This is a genomic window from Mycobacterium sp. (genome assembly GCF_036488105.1).
GTDB lineage: Bacteria > Actinomycetota > Actinomycetes > Mycobacteriales > Mycobacteriaceae > Mycobacterium.
The window spans coordinates 1-17,126 of record NZ_DASXHW010000157.1; the positions used below are offsets into that span (position 1 = coordinate 1).

Genomic DNA, 17,126 nt, shown 5'->3' on the forward strand with positions numbered 1-17,126 from the left:
GTCAGCCCGTTCTGGGAGGGTTCGGTGGCCGACGTCGTGCAAACCGTCGGATGGGACAAGGTGATGTTCGGCTCGGACTGGCCGCATCCCGAAGGCCTGGCCGAGCCCAAGCGTTATTGGCAGTACGCCGAGGGCATGGACACGCGACGCACGTACGACTTCATGGGAGACAACGCCCGCCGCTTCATGGGACTGTCGCTCGCAAACCCCGATCCGGAGGCCGTCAAGCCGCCCGCACTCGCCAACGCTTGAGGCGCCGTAGGCACGGATCACGAAGACCCACAAAGCCTCCTTGCCGCTGACGCTGCAATGTCAGTTGTTGGAGGCCGGCTGGCCCGTAGATCGGTGACCGTTCGTGTGCTCCGGCACCGGTCGCAGTGCGCCATCGTCACCACTGTCTGTCGAGACGGTTGGTCTTGTTTAAGTGCCCGTCTCGTTGCTCATGGTGCAGTGCACGTTCTACTATCGAACATGTTCACCTGTCGTCGGACAGCAATGGGGTTTTCAGGGAGCAACAGATGACGGCGTCAAAGGGATGTGCGGCCACGGCTTCGGCCAACGGTCGGGCCCCTGAACGCCGAGGTGCGGATTGCGGCAGTCGGCGGTCAGTGGCCCGACCGTTGGCCCTCGGCAAGCGATACAGCAGTGCGAATAGTTGCTGTGTCATGAGTTTCACGTCCCCCCGTCCTGTTTGGATCGGTGAGTTGTGAGTGCCGGCGTCCGCCAGGACGCAGCCGACGAGAAATCGGGTCCACTGGATGAAAATGGAATGCCGAACACCGCGGCGCAAATGCGGGCACTGGCGGAGCAGGCGGACGCCGAAGCCGCCGAGGCTGAAGCTCTCGCCGCCGCCGCCCGTGCCCGCGCTCGCGCGCTCAAATTACGTCGGCAAGCCGAACTCGTCGAAGCCAGCGAAGCCGACGCGGCGCCAACGGAACGGCCTGCTGAGAGCGGGGTCAACGGCACCCAGCCCGAGAGCGAGCAGCAAGAGATCCCGACCGAAACCGGGCCGATCGAAGAAATTATCGATGACAATGTCGCGCAGGGAAGCGCCGATGTTCGATCTCACGTCGCTTCCGACGTCGCGGCGGAGAAGCCGGGGTGGTATCGACGGTGGCGTCGGCCCAGACTGGTCACGGTTGCCGCAAGCCTCGCCGTCATCGTCACCGTCGCCGCGCTGGCCGCCAGCGCATACATCGTCTTACAGCACCGCGATGCATCCCAGCAACGCCGGCGGGCGGCTGAGTTCGCTGCCGCAGCGCGTGAGGGCGTTGTCACGCTGACGTCTTTGGACTTCGACGACGCCAAGGCGGGAGTGCAGCGCATCATCGGTAACTCCACCGGCTCGTTTCGAGACGACTTCGCAAAGATGGCAGGCGATTTCACAAAGGTGGTAGAAGAATCGAAGGTGGTCGAGCGCGGCACGATTCAGTCGGTGGCTGTGGACTTGGATTCGATGACGAACGACTCAGCCGTCGTGCTGGTCGCATCCACCTCGGAAGTTACCAATGCTGCTGGAGCAAAGCAGGACCCGCGTAATTTCAAGTTGATCGTCACGCTCACCCGCGATGGCGGTCAGCTCAAAATGTCGAAAGTCGAGTTTGTGTCGTGACCACTAAGGAGACGGTGTCGGTCCAGGAGTCCGCGGCCGCCAATTCGGTGACGCACAACGAGGCCGAAAACGCTGAGCCCAGACGGCTGAAGCGATTCACGGCCCGTCTCACCCCGCAGCCACGCGTCAAGCTTCTTTCCTTGCTTCTGGCGTTGCTGGTCGTGGCTTCGACGGTGTTGGCGGCGGGATTACTCTACTTCCAATATCGGCCGGATCGGGCCACCGATGCCGCGGCGGCAAAGGCGGCAATCACCGCGGCTTCCGAGGGCACGGTTGCGATCCTGTCGTATTCTCCGGACACGTTCGATCGCGACTTTTCTTCTGCTAAGTCACGTTTGACTGGCGACTTCTTGTCGTATTACAGCCAATTCACCCAGGAGATTGTCGGCCCGGCAGCCAAGCAGAAGTCCGTCAAGACGAGCGCGGTGGTGGTTCGGGCCGCCGCGTCGGAATTACATCCGGACTCGGCCGTCGTGCTGGTCTTCATAAATCAAAGCACAGCGAGCGCCGATCGGCCGGAACCGACCTTGACCTCGAGCAGCGTTCTGGTCACATTGACCAAAGCTCATGATAACTGGCTCATTTCGTCGTTCAATCCGGTCTAGCACCGCGGTGAGTAACAACGAGGATGTGCTGTTGCGAGCGGGAGAGGATTCACCGGTGGCGAGTCAAGGACCGGTCCGCAAGTCTTCCGTAATCGGTCTGAGCAGGGGCAAGCGCGTAACCGCGGCGCTCGACACCGACCGTTGTGATGACCCTTCGCTTGCGGAAGCAATGCAAGAAGTCGCGCAAGCGGAAGCGCGAGCCCAAACTGCTCGCGCTCGTGCGGAACGGCTGAGTCGGGACGCGGAATCGGCATCGAGCGGTCAGCTCGACACGATTGAAACGGCAGACACGGAGGACAACGACCGCGCGTCCGTCGACAATGTGCATGCGGTCCAACACGGTTCAGCAAGATCGGTGGGTATCGTCGCCAAGCTGCGTCAGTTGAGTAGTAAAAGTATGGCTGTCAGCGCCGCGTTCGTGCTCATTGGGGGCTTTCTGGCAGTGAGCGGTTATGTGGTGCAATACCACCATCGCGCCGCGCATGAACAGCACCGCGCCGAAGAGTTCGCCGCAGCCGCCCGGCAGGGCGTTACCGCCCTGATGTCGATTGATGCCAATACGGCACGGGATGGCGTGCAGCGCATCATCGACGACAGCACCGGTCCCTTCAAGACTGGGGTCCTGCTCGGTGGAGACGATTTGGTCAAAGCGGTCGAGGATTCGAAAGTCAGCACCAAGGTCACCGTAAAAGCCGTCGCTGTCGAGTCGATGACCGACGATTCGGCAGTGGTCCTGGTTGCGACGACGGCAGAAGTCGCGAATCCCGGCAAGAGCAAACCGCCGCCGCGGGCGTGGCGAGTCGTTATGACTATCCAGCGCGACGGCGGGAAGTTGAAGATTGCGAAGGTCGAGTCATTGCCGTGACGGTCAACGACGATTGCACGATCAGCGACGTGGTGGCTCCCTCGGACGTGAAGCCGACGGATCGGCACCGAATCCGCGCGATCCGACCGTGGCTGCGCAGGTGCCTGGCCAGATGGCGTCCAATTATGTTGACAATATTGCTCATCGCCGCCACCGGGATCGCCGCCGGGTTGTACTACTTTGAATACCAACCTGATCGGCAAACCAGTGACGCGGCCGCAGACGAGGTGGTCCGCGCGGCATCGAGTGGTGCGGTCGCTCTGCTGTCGTATTCGCCCGACAGCCTGAGCCGCGATGTCGACAATGCGAAGTCGCGCCTTACGGTCGATTTTAAGGCCTACTACGAGCGGTTCACCGAACAAATCCTGGCGCCAACGGCCCAGGGGGCGCAGGTTACGACGACCGCCCGGGTGGTTCGAGCCGCTGTCGCAGAGCTACATCCGGATTCGGCTGTGGTGCTGGTGTTTATTAGTCAGAAAACCGCAAGCAAGGAAAAACCCGAGCCCGTGAAAACCTCGAGTGCTGTTCGGGTGCAACTTACCAAGGCGAAAGGCTCCTGGCTCATCGGGAGATTCGACAGCCTGTGAGGAACATGTGATGCGCGCAAGACAAAATCCAGTGAGCACAGTCGCCGGCGCAATACTGCTGGTTTCCATAGTGATTGGCGACTTGGGCGGGGCACCGGCAGCTCGAGCCGACGGCGACCCGGTCAACGGAACTTACCGCGCCACGTCGATCGGTGATTGGGCCAAGACCAACGACTCCTTCCGTAACCAGGCGACGGTGACAAGCACCTGGACCATCACCTCGTCGTGCTCGAACGCGCAGGACTGCACCGGCCAGGTGAGATCCGACCAGGGATGGAGTGCACCGCTTTACATGCACGACGGGACGATGTGGTACGTCAAACACGATGTGCCCAACTGGGAGCGGTGCCCCGACGGCACGGCGTTTACCGGGAAACAGACATTCACGTTCTATCCTGCCAGCCCAGATGGCGGGCAACAGCCTGGGTCAGCGACATTGGCGGGTCAGGATAAAACCGTCGGCCCAAGCGGCGCCTGCCGCGTAAACAAGTGGCTCGTAATCGACATGCCGTTCCGGTTGGACAAGATAGCGTGACCGGTGACGGCCGCGACTGGCCGGCTTCTCTTTGCCTTCACCCCCGGAACCTGGCTTCGAAGGGTTGTGGAGTCGCTGTTTCGAAGAGAATGCTTATTTCGGAGGCATCCTGATCCCGCCGTCTACCCGGACGACCTCAGCGTTCATGTAAGAGTTAGTCACCAATTCGAGGACCATCGAGGCCAACTCATCGGGGCTGCCCAGCCGGTGCGGGAAGAGCACGGACTCGCCCAACTTCGCCTTGAAGGCCTCCGAGCCCTCGCCTTCACCGTAGATCGGGGTATCGATCAGGCCTGGCGCGATGGTGTTGACCCGGATCCCGACCGCGGAGAGGTCACGCGCCACCGGCAGCGTCATGCCCACGATGCCACCTTTGGACGACGAGTAGGCGGCTTGTCCGATCTGTCCATCGAAGGCGGCGACGCTGGCCATCGAGACGATCGCACCCCGTTCACCGGTGTCCGTCGGCTCGTTACGGCTCATCGCGGTCGCGGCCAAGCGAATGCAGTCGAAGGTGCCAATCAGGTTGATAGCTATGACCTTTTTGTAGCCGTCGAGACTGTGCGCCGACGCGGACTTGCCGTCTTTTCCGATCGTGCGTTGCGCCCAGCCGATGCCAGCGGAGTTGACCAGGACCCGTAGTGGACCGAGTTCAGCTGCTTTCTCGACGGCTGCCTCGATCTCCTCAGTGTTGGTGACATCGACGCTGACGAATGTGCCGCCGATACTTTCGGCAAGCTCTTTTCCGGGGTCCGCCTGTAGATCGGCGACGACAACCCTGGCCCCCCTCGCGGCCAACTGCCGTGCAGATGCCGCACCGATACCCGACGCGCCACCAGTGACTATTGCGCTAGCTCCGTTGATATCCACGGCGTCAGATTAGCCGACGTGGACACCCGGCCGGGCGGCCGCTGCACCGTGTGCGTGCGCGGCGCGGCTCGGCACATACCGACCTGCCCTCCGCGCCGTCCGCGGTGACAACACATCACTACATGCGTTTAAGTAGAACTCTGCATTCAATCGGCGCCTATGATAACTACTCTAATAGGCATTAGATGCTCTACTTTCCTCGATAACCGCTTGCTCACGGCGGCTAGAAGCGAGCTTTGATGGACTGGTTTGACCGAAGAATCGTGGAGTACGTGCTGATGTGGGCCCCGTACGGTCGCCTGCCAGATGAGGACGTCTTCCCCGAATTTGGCATGACCGGCCACCAGCTCTGGGTTCGATTCACCGCAATTGTCTCGAACCCGACATCGCGCTACGGAGACCTCGACGAGCTTGATCGGGCCCTGGTCGTCCGCGCGCGCGCCGTGGCACCACCAGCGGTGATACGGCTGAGTAGTTCTCGTCGAGGGGGAGCGTGATCCGCGTGGGCGCGAACGTGGATCCACCGGCGTGGGGACCTCTGGGTCCGAATGTGGGACGCCGGACGGGGTCACGGCGCCCGCCACCGGCCGCTCAGGCTGCATTACCCGTATCAATGCGGGCGATATCTCCTCTAAAGTAAAGCTATATTCTCTCTATACGCACCCGGTGCTAGAGTCATACAGCACACTATCTACGCTGCATCGGACCGGCAGCATACGCAAACATCGCACGAGGTGTGGACGCGGCCGGCACAAGGAGGAGTTCGACGATGACACAGAAGCTGGGGTTTCCGGTCTTCGACGGCGACAACCACATGTACGAGACCCAGGATGCGCTGACCAAATTCCTGCCGCCCGAGTATCACGGCGCGATCCGCTATGTCGAGGTGGACGGCCGCACCAAGATCGCCACCCTCGGCCAGATCAGCGACTACATCCCCAACCCGACCTTCGACAAAGTCGCCGCGCCGGGCGCCCAAGAGGACTACTTCCACAACGGCAACCCCGAGGGCAAACCACACCGCGAGATTCTGGGGAAACCGATCGAGTCGATCCCCGCATTCCGTGAACCAGCCCCCCGCCTGGCGCTGCTCGACGAACAGGGCGTCGACAAGTCCATGATGTACCCGACGCTGGCCAGCCTGGTGGAGGAACGCTTCCGCGAGCACCCCGAGGCGACTCATACGATCATTCACGCTCTGAACCAGTGGCTGCACGAGACATGGCAATTCGACTACAAGGGCCGCATCTTCACCACACCGATCATCACCTTGCCCATTGTGGAAAAGGCCATCGACGAGCTGAACTGGGTAGTCGAGCGCGGTGCCCGAGCCATTCTCATCCGGCCGGCGCCGGTACCCGGGCTGCACGGCCCGCGGTCGTTCGCCCTCCCCGAATTCGACCCGTTCTGGAAGCGGGTCGTCGAGACCGGCGTGCTGGTCATCATGCACGCCTCCGACAGCGGTTACTCCCGCTACGCCAACGACTGGGAGGGCGCCGGCGAGTTCCGGCCGTTCCAGCCCTCGCCGTTCCGGTCTTACTACAGCCTGGCCCGCAACCCGGCCGAGGACGCGGTCGCGGCGCTGGCCTGCCACGGACTCCTGACGCGGTTTCCCGAGCTTCGAATCGGCATGGTCGAGAACGGCACTACCTGGCTACCGCGGCTGCTCGAAAACCTCGAGGACACCCGCAAGAAGATGCCGCAGCTCTACGGTGAGGATCCCGTGGAGGCCATCCGTCGCTGTATCTACTTCAATCCGTTCTGGGAGGAGAACGTGGCTGAGCTCGCGAAGCTGGTGCCGATGGATCACCTGTTCTTCGGCTCGGACTACCCCCATCCCGAGGGATTGGCCGATCCGCTCAGCTACCCCGAGCGTCACCCCGAGCTCAGCGACGACGAAATCGCCTTGGTAATGGGCGGCACCCTGTCGAACATGATGCGGGTCGACGCCTGAGATGTCGACTGACCACGGTGCAGCATCAACCACCAAAGCGCGCGACGATGGCTCCCCCATGGAGTTCAACCCGTACTCTGACAGCTTTTTCGACGACCCCTATGACACCTACCGCTGGATGCGCGACGAGGCGCCGGTGTACTACAGCGAGCGGTGGGACTTCTACGCCCTCACTCGTTACGAGGACGTCGTAGCCGCCCATCGCGACTGGGAGACGTTCAGCAGCTCCTACGGGGTCACCCTGGACGCATTGTCGATGCGCCGGAGGTTCGACGAGCTCAAGATGCTGATCGTCATGGATCCGCCCGAGCACGAACGACTGCGCAAACTGGTACGTCAGGTGTTCACCAAGGCAGCGATTGCCAACCTGGAGCCACTGGTGATCGATGTCGTCACCTCATGCGCGGACGCCCTGGCCGGAAGGAAAGATTTCGACATAGTCGCCGACTTTGCCGCGCTGTTCCCGGTGGAGATCATCTCCTCGATGTTGGGCGTACCGGCCGGCGAACGACAGCAGATCCGACTGTGGACCGACGGATTCCTGCACCGCGAGGAGAACAACCCGTTCGCCACGGAAAGTGGCGTGGCCGATTCGATGGCGATGGGCGAGTACTTCCTCGAGCTCGCCCGCGAGAAGCGCCGTAACCCCGATGACCTGATCATCAGCAGGCTGGTCACCGCCACCTACGAGGACGAGACCGGGGTGACATATCGACTCACCGACGACGACATCGCCACGTTCGCTGTGCTGATAGCCGCAGCCGGCAGTGAAACGGTCACCAAGCTGGTCGGCAACGGCGTCGTGGCCTTCCACCGAAATCCCGACCAGTGGGAGCTTGTCCACGCTGATCCCACACTGATTCCCGGCGCGATCGAGGAGATGCTGCGGCTCAATCCGCCGTCGCAGTATCAGGGACGATTCGCCACCCGTGACGTCGCCCTGGACGGCGGGACGATTCCCGCGGGCTCTCCCACCCTATTGGTGACGGGGGCCGCGACCCGTGACCCGCGGACCTACGACCGGCCCGACGCATTCGACATCCGGCGAGGCGGCGCCACCACGCTGGCGTTCGGGTACGGCTCGCACAGTTGTCTGGGCGCCTGGCTCGCCCGACTCGAAAGCCGCGTCGCCTTCCAGCACCTCCGCGAGCGCTGGCCACGATTCGACGTCGACACCGACGGTCTGCAGCGAGTCACCATGTCCAACGTCGCCGGCTACTCGCACGTCCCCGTCCACGTCGGCTGATGGCCGGAACCCGTGCGGCAGCGGACCATTCGACGCCGAACGGAATGCCTGCCAGCATCCCCGAGCTCCTCGCCATCAGGCGCGACGCGCATGATGGCGAGTTTCTCATCACCGATGACGAGCGACTGACCTTCGCGGAGGCGGACGCCGCGTCACTGGAGTTGGCCGACGCCCTGCTGGCCTCCGGCATCGGCAAAGGCACCCGGGTCGGGATCCTGTTCCCGAACTGCGCCCAGTGGCTCATCTCCTGGCTGGCGGCGGCACGAATCGGCGCGCTCACCGTTCCCCTCTCAACTTTCGCACCCGGTGGGGAACTCGGGCGGCTGTTGCGGCACACCGATGTGCAGGTAGTGCTCATGGGCCGATCGATCGCCGGCCGTGATCTCGTCGAGCGCATGCAGGACGCACTGCCAAGCCTCACCGATGGCCAGGCCGTCATCGCCGCACCCGAGGTGCCCTATCTGCGGCGGGTCCACGTCTGGCCGGACTGCGACCGCCCCTGGGCGGCGTCGTGGCCGCGCACCGAATCGGTTGCGTCGCTAGCACATTTGGCCGAAGACGAGGTGCGACCCGCAGATGACCTCGTCGTGGTCAGCACATCCGGGACGACGGCCCTGCCGAAATCCGTCGTACACACGCACGGCAGCCTGGTGCGCCACGCCTACATTCTGGCCCGCCATCGCGGCGTCACCTCGACGGACCGCATCTATTCGCCGATGCCCTTCTTCTGGGTGGGCGGCCTGACGATGGTTGTGCTACAAGCACTCTCGACCGGCGCCGCCATCCTCGCACAGGATGTATTCGAAGCGGGCAGCACGCTGGCACTGTTGGAGCGGGAACGAGCGACGTTCATCTCCTGCTGGGCCCAAGCAAGCCAGGCCATGGCTGACCATCCCGACTTCGCCAAGCGCGACCTGTCGAGCGTACGAGGCGGCACCATGCCGCAGGCGCTGCCGCCCGACCAGCGACCACGCGAGCCCGACCTCACACCCAACCTGCTGGGCATGACCGAGACCGGCGGCCCACACACGATGGTCGAGGTGCCTGACACCCCGCTGCCGCCAGAACTGCGCGGCTCCTTCGGAATTCCGCTACCAGGTGTGGTGGAGCATCGGATAGTCGACCCCGGCTCAGGCATCGAAGCGCCCGCCGATCAAGAGGGCGAGATCCAGGTACGCGGTCAGATCCTGATGAACGGTATCTACAAGCAAGAACGCCACGAGGTGTTCGGCCCCGAGGGCTGGTATGCCACCGGGGACCGGGGATGGTTCGACGAGGCCGGCCATCTGCACTTCACCGGCCGCGCAAGCACTCTCATCAAGACTGCAGGATCCAACGTGTCGCCGGCTGAGGTCGAATCCGTGTTGGATTCGATGCCTGAAGTTCTGCACAGCTTCGTGGTCGGCCTGCCCCACCCGGTCCGCGGACAGGTAGTCGGAGCCGCTGTGGTGCCTTCCAATGGTGCGCAGTTGTCGGTCGAGAACGTCGTTGCCCACGCTCGCCGCAATCTGTCGTCGTTCAAGGTTCCCACAGTCATTCGCGTTGTCGCCGAGGACGATCTGCCCATGCTTCCCACCGGCAAGATCGACCGCCAACAACTCGTGCGGGTCCTAACCGGCGATTGACCCGTTGCCGAGGCGCTGATCTGATCGGAGAAAACGTGAGATACAAAGTCGCCCAGTGGGGTACGGGGAATCTCGGCATGCTGGCGGTGCAAAGCATCCTCAAGCACCCTGAGCTGGAGCTGATCGGCACGTGGGTGTCGTCACCGGAGAAGGCGGGCCGCGACGTTGGTGAGCTTTGCGGGCTGGCGCCGATCGGCCTTATCGCGACGCAAGACGCCGACGCGCTCATTACCGGCGACGCGGACTGCATTTGCTACGCAGCAAGCAGCATGGGTCGGGAGGAGCAGGTCGTCGACGACTGCGTCCGTCTGCTGCGAGCCGGCAAGAACGTCGTCAACGTCTCCGACCCGGCGCTGGTCTACCCGAAGGCCAAGGGCGCCAACGTCTATGACCGTCTTCAACAGGCCTGCCAGGTCGGCAACACCTCGTTCTACACCAGCGGCGGCGATCCGGGCTGGGCCGGCTTCGGGCTTGCCCTGGCCCCGCTGACCGTCGCACAGCAGGTCCGGTCGATCAGGCTGCTCGAGATCTACAATTACGGCCCGTGGAACAACCCGCAGCTGGGCCTGTACGGATTCGGCAAAACCGACACCTCAGCCTCGATGATCCTTGCGCCCGGCGTGACCGCCGGAATCTGGGGCCCGACCGTCGCGATGCTCGCCGACGCGATCGGGGTCACGCTGGAGAGCATCGACGAAGCGCACCGCGTGATCTACGCCGACGAAGAGTTCGACATCGCCTCGGGCCGCATCCCCAAAGGCACCGTCTCGGGCATGTCGTTTGAGATCAAGGGAATAGTCGACGGCGAGGCGCGCATCGTGGTCGAGCACATCACCAAGCTGCGCCGCCAGGACTTCCCCGAACACGGCGCCGACGACGTCTATCGGGTAATCATCAACGGCGAGCCCAACATCACGGTCGACATGCGGCTCACCTCGGACTTCGGTGACAGCACTCACGCCGGCTACATCGTCGCGGTCACGCCAGTCACTAACGCGATCCCCGCGGTGTGCGAGGCGCCCGCCGGGGTGCTGACTTATCTCGATCTACCGCCGCATGGTGCGCGCGGATTGCTCCGGTCGGGATCAGAAAGTGAGTCCAACGATGTATTCGCGAGATGAGCTCGTTGCCGCACACGACCATTTCATGGAGGTCAGCCAAGCTGCCCAACACGGTGGAGACTGGGACGATTACTGCGACCTTTTCACCGAAGACGCCGTCTACGTCGAGCATTTCTTGGGTGTTTCGCATGGGCGTGAAGAGATCAAGAAGTGGTTCATCCCGGCGATGTCGGCGTGGCCTCAAATGAGATATCCACTGCGGTGGCGCACCTTCGACGAACAGGGCGGTCTGGTCGTGTTCGGCGTCGGCAACGATATGCCCGACGTGGACGGCAACGGCCCGTACTCGGTGGAATCGTGGACGCTGCTGGAATATGCGGGCGACAACCAATGGTCCCGGGAGGAAGACATCTACAATCCCGACACCATGCTCAAGATGCTGGGCCGCTGGTGCGAAGCCGCGGGCATCGAGTTTCCGGTTCCTCCCGAACCCCAAACCTGATCAGCCGCATAAGGCGATCCGCGGGCTCCGCCGTCGAGATAGCCGGTCTGGCCACTGGCGTCGGGCATCGTTGGGACGACGCCGCGATCAGTCCTCGTGACGCAAAATCGCTGCCGAACAGAACGCCCACAAATCATCGACGCTCGTCGCACTTCCACCTGCCAACACCCTGGAGTGCGTCGAAGCGAGCAGCAGCTCCTGAAGCAGCGCCGCCTGGGTGGCCAGGCCGACGTCCTTCCGCAGCTGGCCCGCTGCGGCGACGGCGGTCAGCAGCTCAACGATGAAGGCGTGCAGGGGTTCCAACGCGGACCCAAGGTCGTTCGGGCGGGTCTCAGCAAGCCGGAGGTGAAGGACGCTCAACGCACGCGAGAGCCGAGCCGGCGTCGCGCTGGCGATCGCCTCCAACACTGCCCGAAGCCGCAGTACGGGCTCCGCGATACCCTCGCACCGTTCCCGCAACCACGGGATGGCGGTGTTGCGCAGAATCGTCTCGTACACGGCGAGCATCAGGGTGTCTTTGCTGTCGAAGAACGTGTAGAACGTGCGCTGTGACTGACCGGAGCGGTCGACGACGTCCTGGATGGAGAAGTCACTCTCGTCGCGCTCGGACAGCAGTTCCACGGCAGCGTCGACGAAACGGTCACTGCGCTCCTTCGCGCGTGCGCGTGCGTTCTGCAGTGACCGATCGACACTGCGGGTCTGCCAGCTCGGCACGGGCTCCTCCGCCGGCTGACGGCCGTTTGGGTTCGGCCGAGCTGACTTGTACCGCGCCATGGCATTCCCGTTCTCTCAACGTCGACTTCGGCCAGAATGACGGCTTCCGACCATCGAGTGTCTCACTCTTGCCTGGCGAGACAATCCCGCGAGGGCCCAAGCACTGACAGCACAGCTAACCCAGAAGTCAGCGTGTAACTCTGTGTCGGGGTCCGGTGAATGGGGATCCCAACGGCGGCATGCGTTGCGCTCCGCCCTCTCGGGCCAAGCTTGCACCCTTTCTTATCAGAGCCCCGAGACCGAGGAAGGCGATCTGGTCGAGCATCATCGGGCTCAGCAGCCGGTTGTGGACGAACCCGAAGGCCATCCCGGTGGCGGGGTCGGCCCAGCCGACAGTTCCGGCCAGCCCGACGTGGCCCAATCCTGGCAGGACTCCTGGAATCACGACGGCGTGATATCCCAGGTGAAAACCCATCGGAAACACGAGATTGCGGTCGGGTCGCCGACTAGGTCTGCCTGTTAGACCCCGCACCAGCTGCGCGGACAACAGCTGCGTCCCCTCGACGGCGCCGCCGTTGGCGAGAGCGCCGTACATCTTGGCCAGCCCACGAGCAGTGACGACCCCGTTGACCGACGGAATCTCCGCGTCGAGCATGGGCATGTCCCCCTGCACCAGGGCTTTGATTCCGGGCACGTAGAGGGCACCGAAGATGGCCGACAACGACAACCCGGCGATCCGCGGCGCCACCAGATTGAAGAGCGGGTTCGCACGGGTGTCCTGCGGCATGATGATCTGCGCCGCCCGAGTGGGGGAGTCGGCGGGCGGCCTGCCCAGGTGCAAACCATCGGTATCGAGGGGTTGAGACAGTTCTGAGCGGATCAGCTCACGCATGCCCTTGCCGGTTATTGATCGGGCCAACCCGGAGACCAGCCAACCGTAAGTCATCGCGTGGTAGGCGGACTCGCCCTGGAGTCGTCCGGCCGGCGCCGCGGCCAGCCGCTCCTCCATCAGATGGTGGTCCAGTAGCTCGGCGCTGCTCGCGCCGTGCAACTCGGACAGTCCCGCGCGGTGCGCCATCACATCGCGGATCGTGATGGCTGCCTTACCATTTGCCCCGAATTGTTTCCAGTAATCGGCGACTGGGGCGTCGTAGTCCAGCAGGCCGCGGTCGGCCAGCCGATGGATCACCGTCGAGGACAAGCCTTTGGTGGCCGAGAACACCATCGCGGCGGTGTCGGCCGACCACGGCACTTCGCCACGGCGGTCCGCCCAACCCGTCCACACATCGACCACCGGCTGGCCGTCGAGATACACCGCCAACGCGCCGCCGCCCAACCGCCGCCCCGGGAACAGGTTGGCAAACGTGCGTACGGCGCATGCGAAGTTCGGGTCCGCCGCGCCCTGCACGCCACCGGGAAGCGTGGCTTTGGCCGGATCGGTGCTCACGTGGGCCACTGTCGCCGCGTCACGTGGTGTAGCGGGTCATCATTGACGTCTTGGTCGTCGAGCAACGGTGTTCGGGCGATCCTTGGCCTCATCGAATCCATGGTCAAGGTTGCGCACCAGCCGTCAGACCCACGCGAGGTGGACCTTTTGCCAGCCGTTGAGAAGCGCAGTCGGATTGCGCTGCAACGGCCCCACTAACTCGAGTCTGTCCAGGTGCGGCAGCAACCCGCCGATCGCCGTGCGCACTTCCTGGCCCGCGAGGTGAGCGCCCAGACAGAAATGGATGCCGTGACCGAATGCCAGATTCCTACCGGGCGGGCGGTCGATGAGGAAGCGGTCCGGGTTTTCAAAGCGGCGCGGATCACGGTTGGCCGCAGCCATATGCAACGCGATGATGGCGCCCTTGGGAATCGGTGTACCGGCGATCTCGGTGTCTTCGGTCGCCTCGCGAAAAGCGAACTGGATCGGCGAGGTCAATCGGTTGGCCTCGTCGACCGCATTCGGCAGCAGTGTGGGATCCTCGCGCAGGAGCTTGAGTTGATCGCGGTTCAAGAGCAATTCGACCACGGTGTTGCCGATGAGATTCGTGGATGTCTCGTTGCCGGCGACCATGATCGTGATCGCCACCATTAACGTTTCGACGGTGCTCAGTGACTCGTTGTCGATCGCGGCGACCATGGCACTGACCAGGTCGCCCTTGGGTTCTGCGCGACGTGCCTCAATAAGGGGGACGAAGTAGGTGCCGAACTCCTTGATCGTTGCCAACATCAACTCGTTGCGCTCGGCGGGGCTGCTGAACACCGCGCCCGCCGCGGCGGCAAAAGCGTCCGACCAGCGTTTGGCCTGGGGGTAGTGGTTGCTGTCGATGCCCAGGATGTGGCAGATCATTTCGACGGGCAGCGGAACGGCGAGGCGCTGCACCACGTCGAAGGCGGGTTGGTCTTCGATTCCGGCCAAACAGCGGTCGACGATCTCTTCGATCGCGGTCGCCATCTCCTTGATGCGCGGCGGCGTGAATCCCCTGCTGACGATGCGGCGCATCCGGGTGTGCTGGGGCGGATCGGCGGCGGCGATGGTTTTCGCCGACGCCATCTCGGCCATATCCACCGGGATGCCCGCGGCCAGCGCGAGCAATCGCTCGACCACCTCTGGTTTCATCTCCTCATCGGGCGGCGCGGATCCCTCGTAGGGATTGGGTCGCGACGAGAACAACTCCGGTGTCGACTGCACAGCCTTGACGTCGTCGAATCTCGATATCACCCAGATGTCTGAGCTGGTGTGATAGACGGGGAATCGCTCCCGCAGCTCGGCAAGGACCGCCGGCAACTGTTCAGACGGACCCGGCGTGAACGGCTCGAACTCCAGATCGGTTCCACCGGCCGTCATCGTCCCTCCCGACTTTTCTGATCACTATCAGCGCGTGGTGCTGTAACCGTGAGGCTTCTCAGGTAATAAGTATGTTGGCGTCATGGTAGAACCATACATGCATCATAAGCAATGGAGGTTACACTCTTTCGGTGGTGGCGGATGGCGATCGGTGCTGACGTCGTGTGCGCGTCGCGCTGAAGGAGGATTTTGTTGTCCGGTCACATTGGCGCCCGCGCCGACATTCCTAGCTACGACGTGATCGGCGATTGGGCTGATGTTTCTGCCGTCGCGGGCAACGACCACTGCTGGGTGCACAACGGGATCGTCGCCACCGGTGGGGAGGAGCTCATCGGTTTCCACGGCGGGCAACTCGTCGCCTGGGACATCGACGGTTCCCTGCGGCGGGTGGTCGACACCGGCCTCACCGAGGGCCATGGCGTCGCACTGGTGCGTGAAGCCGACGACGAGTACCTGTGGGTGGCCGATCCCGGTTTCACCTTCGCGTCCGGTGCCGATGATGCCGACCCCGCCTGGACGCCGTTATTCGGTAAGGGTGTCGGCCCGCTCTTTCAGGCACCGCGCGTGGTGAAGATGACCCTGGACGGACAGATCCACGCCGAACTGCCGCTGCCGGCGCCCGATCCGAGCCTGCCAGCGGGACCGATGGGCTCATACTGCCCGTGTAGCGTCGCCGTGGACGAGCAACGATTCGGCGGCACCGGCGATGTCTGGGTGGCCGACGGCTACGGATCCAGCCTTCTTCATCGCTTCGACAGCAACGGCAACCATCTGTTGACGCTGACCGGCGAGGACGACGGCGGGCGCCTTGCCTGCCCGCACGCCGCGTTCATCGACCGGCGCAACGGCAAGACACCGGAGCTTTACATCGCCGACCGCGGCAACACCCGAGTCGTCGTCTACGACCTGAATGGTCGCTATCTGCGCAGCCTCGGCGAGGGGTTCTTAAGCAGCCCCAGCGGTTTCGCGCTGTGGGACGAGCTGCTCGTCGTCACTGAATTGCACGGAAGGTTGGCGCTGCTGGATGCCGAGGATAACTTCGTTGGATACATCGGCGCGGAGCCGAATACGCCAGCGGCGCAGGGCTGGCCGCAGCGACCGGGGTGGCCCAACGATCTGGACGCCGATGGGCGCGCGACGGCACCGCATCTGGCCCGTCACGAGCGATTCAACTCGCCCCACTCGGTGGCCGCCGATGCCGAGGGAAACCTTTATGTGTCCGAATGGTTGATCGGCGGGCGCTACACCAAGCTTGCACCCCGTCGCACACCGCTGGCGACGCGGTCGGCTTCAGCGTGACTGGGCAAACCATGGATTTCGCAGCCTTCCGTCTAAGCGACGACGAGCGAAGGCAACTTCTTGCTGTACAGACCGAATGCACCGTCGCATGGCTCAACAACGACGGTTGGCCGGTGTCGGCGTTCCTCACCTACGTGTTTGAGCGCGATGCGTTCTGGGTGACGTCTTTCCGCGACCGTCCCCGCGTCGACTGTCTACTCGCTGACCCCCGAAGCACGGTCGCAGTTTCGAGCGCAGGCAAGCCACTCGGCCATGGCCGGATGATCAGTGCCCGGACATGGGCAGTCGTGCACGATGACGTGTCCACAGCCGAATGGTTCTACCCGCAGTTCTGCAAAATTGCCGGCCTGGACCCCGCGGCGTTGGCCCGGCAGGACCGCGTCATCATCGAGCTTCGTCCGCAAGCGTGGAACAGCTTTGACGCCAAGCGAATGCTCCGCCGATAGTCAGCTCCACGCAGCGATCAGCCCGGCTTGCCGCAATCAGGGCAAAGCCACATTTAGGTGAACTGACGGGCCAGCCAGTCGGCGCTGTCACGGGCGGCGCATTTGGCCACCGCGCAGTCGGTGAACATGTCGAAGCCGTGCACTGCGCCGGCGTAGACGTGCAGCTCGGTCGAAACGCCTGCCTGGCATAAGCGCGCGGCGTAGTCGATCGACTCGTCGCGAAGGCAGTCAGCGGTTCCGACGCTGATGAATGTCGGCGGCAGCCCGGCGAGTTCGGCCGCCCGGGCCGGTGCCGCGTCCGGCGGGACGCCGTCGGTCCGGTAGTTCTCGCCCAGGTAGCTGCGCCAGCCGAATTCGTTGGACTCACGGCTC

At 63.5% G+C, this 17,126-nt stretch carries 19 protein-coding genes; 14 read left to right on the forward strand and 5 right to left on the reverse strand.

Going from position 1 to position 17,126, the window contains the following annotated elements:
• The 6 genes from VGH54_RS08280 to VGH54_RS08305 all read left to right on the forward strand — a co-directional run.
• Positions 1-252: amidohydrolase family protein (locus VGH54_RS08280; RefSeq protein WP_331511460.1), on the forward strand; the 252-nt coding region annotated here is incomplete at its 5' end.
• A gap of 454 nt (positions 253-706) precedes the next feature.
• Positions 707-1,612, forward strand: coding sequence for a hypothetical protein (locus VGH54_RS08285; RefSeq protein ID WP_414688675.1), 906 nt, complete (start codon positions 707-709; stop codon positions 1,610-1,612).
• The gene (locus VGH54_RS08290; RefSeq protein WP_414688676.1) at positions 1,609-2,217 is read left to right on the forward strand and encodes a twin-arginine translocation pathway signal; all 609 of its coding nucleotides are present in this window, start codon (positions 1,609-1,611) and stop codon (positions 2,215-2,217) included. Before VGH54_RS08285 ends, VGH54_RS08290 begins: the two co-directional genes overlap by 4 nt.
• Before the next feature lie 7 nt (positions 2,218-2,224).
• A complete protein-coding gene (locus VGH54_RS08295) occupies positions 2,225-3,082 on the forward strand; it encodes a hypothetical protein (protein ID WP_331511461.1) in 858 nt (285 codons plus the stop codon).
• A complete protein-coding gene (locus VGH54_RS08300) occupies positions 3,079-3,669 on the forward strand; it encodes a twin-arginine translocation pathway signal (protein ID WP_331511462.1) in 591 nt (196 codons plus the stop codon). Before VGH54_RS08295 ends, VGH54_RS08300 begins: the two co-directional genes overlap by 4 nt.
• Positions 3,670-3,679: 10 nt before the next feature.
• Positions 3,680-4,204, forward strand: coding sequence for a hypothetical protein (locus VGH54_RS08305; protein WP_331511463.1), 525 nt, complete (start codon positions 3,680-3,682; stop codon positions 4,202-4,204).
• Between the two features lie 93 nt (positions 4,205-4,297).
• Here the strand turns inward: VGH54_RS08305 and VGH54_RS08310 are convergent, their stop codons facing one another.
• Positions 4,298-5,074, reverse strand: coding sequence for an SDR family oxidoreductase (locus tag VGH54_RS08310; protein WP_331511464.1), 777 nt, complete (start codon positions 5,072-5,074; stop codon positions 4,298-4,300).
• 239 nt (positions 5,075-5,313) lie between these two features.
• Here VGH54_RS08310 and VGH54_RS08315 point away from each other — a divergent pair, with 239 nt between their 5' ends.
• The 6 genes from VGH54_RS08315 to VGH54_RS08340 all read left to right on the forward strand — a co-directional run bounded on the left by VGH54_RS08315 (position 5,314) and on the right by VGH54_RS08340 (position 11,462).
• Positions 5,314-5,571: a hypothetical protein gene (locus VGH54_RS08315; protein ID WP_331511465.1), complete on the forward strand. Its 258-nt coding sequence runs from the start codon at positions 5,314-5,316 to the stop codon at positions 5,569-5,571.
• A gap of 272 nt (positions 5,572-5,843) precedes the next feature.
• Positions 5,844-7,028: an amidohydrolase family protein gene (locus VGH54_RS08320; protein WP_331511466.1), complete on the forward strand. Its 1,185-nt coding sequence runs from the start codon at positions 5,844-5,846 to the stop codon at positions 7,026-7,028.
• Between the two features lies 1 nt (position 7,029).
• The gene (locus tag VGH54_RS08325; RefSeq protein WP_331511467.1) at positions 7,030-8,274 is read left to right on the forward strand and encodes a cytochrome P450; all 1,245 of its coding nucleotides are present in this window, start codon (positions 7,030-7,032) and stop codon (positions 8,272-8,274) included.
• Positions 8,274-9,899 carry a class I adenylate-forming enzyme family protein gene (locus tag VGH54_RS08330; protein WP_331511468.1) on the forward strand — a complete coding sequence of 542 codons (1,626 nt, stop codon included), beginning with the start codon at positions 8,274-8,276 and terminating at the stop codon, positions 9,897-9,899. Before VGH54_RS08325 ends, VGH54_RS08330 begins: the two co-directional genes overlap by 1 nt.
• A gap of 35 nt (positions 9,900-9,934) precedes the next feature.
• Positions 9,935-11,020 carry a hypothetical protein gene (locus VGH54_RS08335; protein ID WP_331511469.1) on the forward strand — a complete coding sequence of 362 codons (1,086 nt, stop codon included), beginning with the start codon at positions 9,935-9,937 and terminating at the stop codon, positions 11,018-11,020.
• Positions 11,004-11,462 (forward strand): nuclear transport factor 2 family protein, encoded by a 459-nt coding sequence (locus VGH54_RS08340; protein WP_331511470.1) that lies wholly within the window; start codon positions 11,004-11,006, stop codon positions 11,460-11,462. The genes VGH54_RS08335 and VGH54_RS08340 overlap by 17 nt, the downstream gene beginning before the upstream one ends.
• Before the next feature lie 87 nt (positions 11,463-11,549).
• On the opposite strand, the gene VGH54_RS08345 is transcribed toward VGH54_RS08340, so the two are convergent.
• The 3 genes from VGH54_RS08345 to VGH54_RS08355 all read right to left on the reverse strand — a co-directional run bounded on the left by VGH54_RS08345 (position 11,550) and on the right by VGH54_RS08355 (position 15,009).
• Entirely contained in the window at positions 11,550-12,176 is a 627-nt protein-coding gene (locus VGH54_RS08345; RefSeq protein ID WP_331511471.1) for a TetR/AcrR family transcriptional regulator, read from the reverse strand.
• A 187-nt stretch (positions 12,177-12,363) separates the two neighbouring features.
• Entirely contained in the window at positions 12,364-13,632 is a 1,269-nt protein-coding gene (locus tag VGH54_RS08350; protein ID WP_414688677.1) for a serine hydrolase domain-containing protein, read from the reverse strand.
• Between the two features lie 114 nt (positions 13,633-13,746).
• Positions 13,747-15,009 (reverse strand): cytochrome P450, encoded by a 1,263-nt coding sequence (locus tag VGH54_RS08355; RefSeq protein ID WP_331511473.1) that lies wholly within the window; start codon positions 15,007-15,009, stop codon positions 13,747-13,749.
• A gap of 192 nt (positions 15,010-15,201) precedes the next feature.
• Between VGH54_RS08355 and VGH54_RS08360 the strand changes: the two genes are divergently transcribed.
• Entirely contained in the window at positions 15,202-16,308 is a 1,107-nt protein-coding gene (locus VGH54_RS08360; RefSeq protein ID WP_331511474.1) for a hypothetical protein, read from the forward strand.
• A gap of 11 nt (positions 16,309-16,319) precedes the next feature.
• Positions 16,320-16,754 carry a hypothetical protein gene (locus VGH54_RS08365; RefSeq protein ID WP_331511475.1) on the forward strand — a complete coding sequence of 145 codons (435 nt, stop codon included), beginning with the start codon at positions 16,320-16,322 and terminating at the stop codon, positions 16,752-16,754.
• A gap of 53 nt (positions 16,755-16,807) precedes the next feature.
• Here VGH54_RS08365 and VGH54_RS08370 read toward each other — a convergent pair.
• On the reverse strand, positions 16,808-17,126 hold a 319-nt coding region (locus VGH54_RS08370), incomplete at its 5' end, for an alpha/beta hydrolase (protein WP_331511476.1).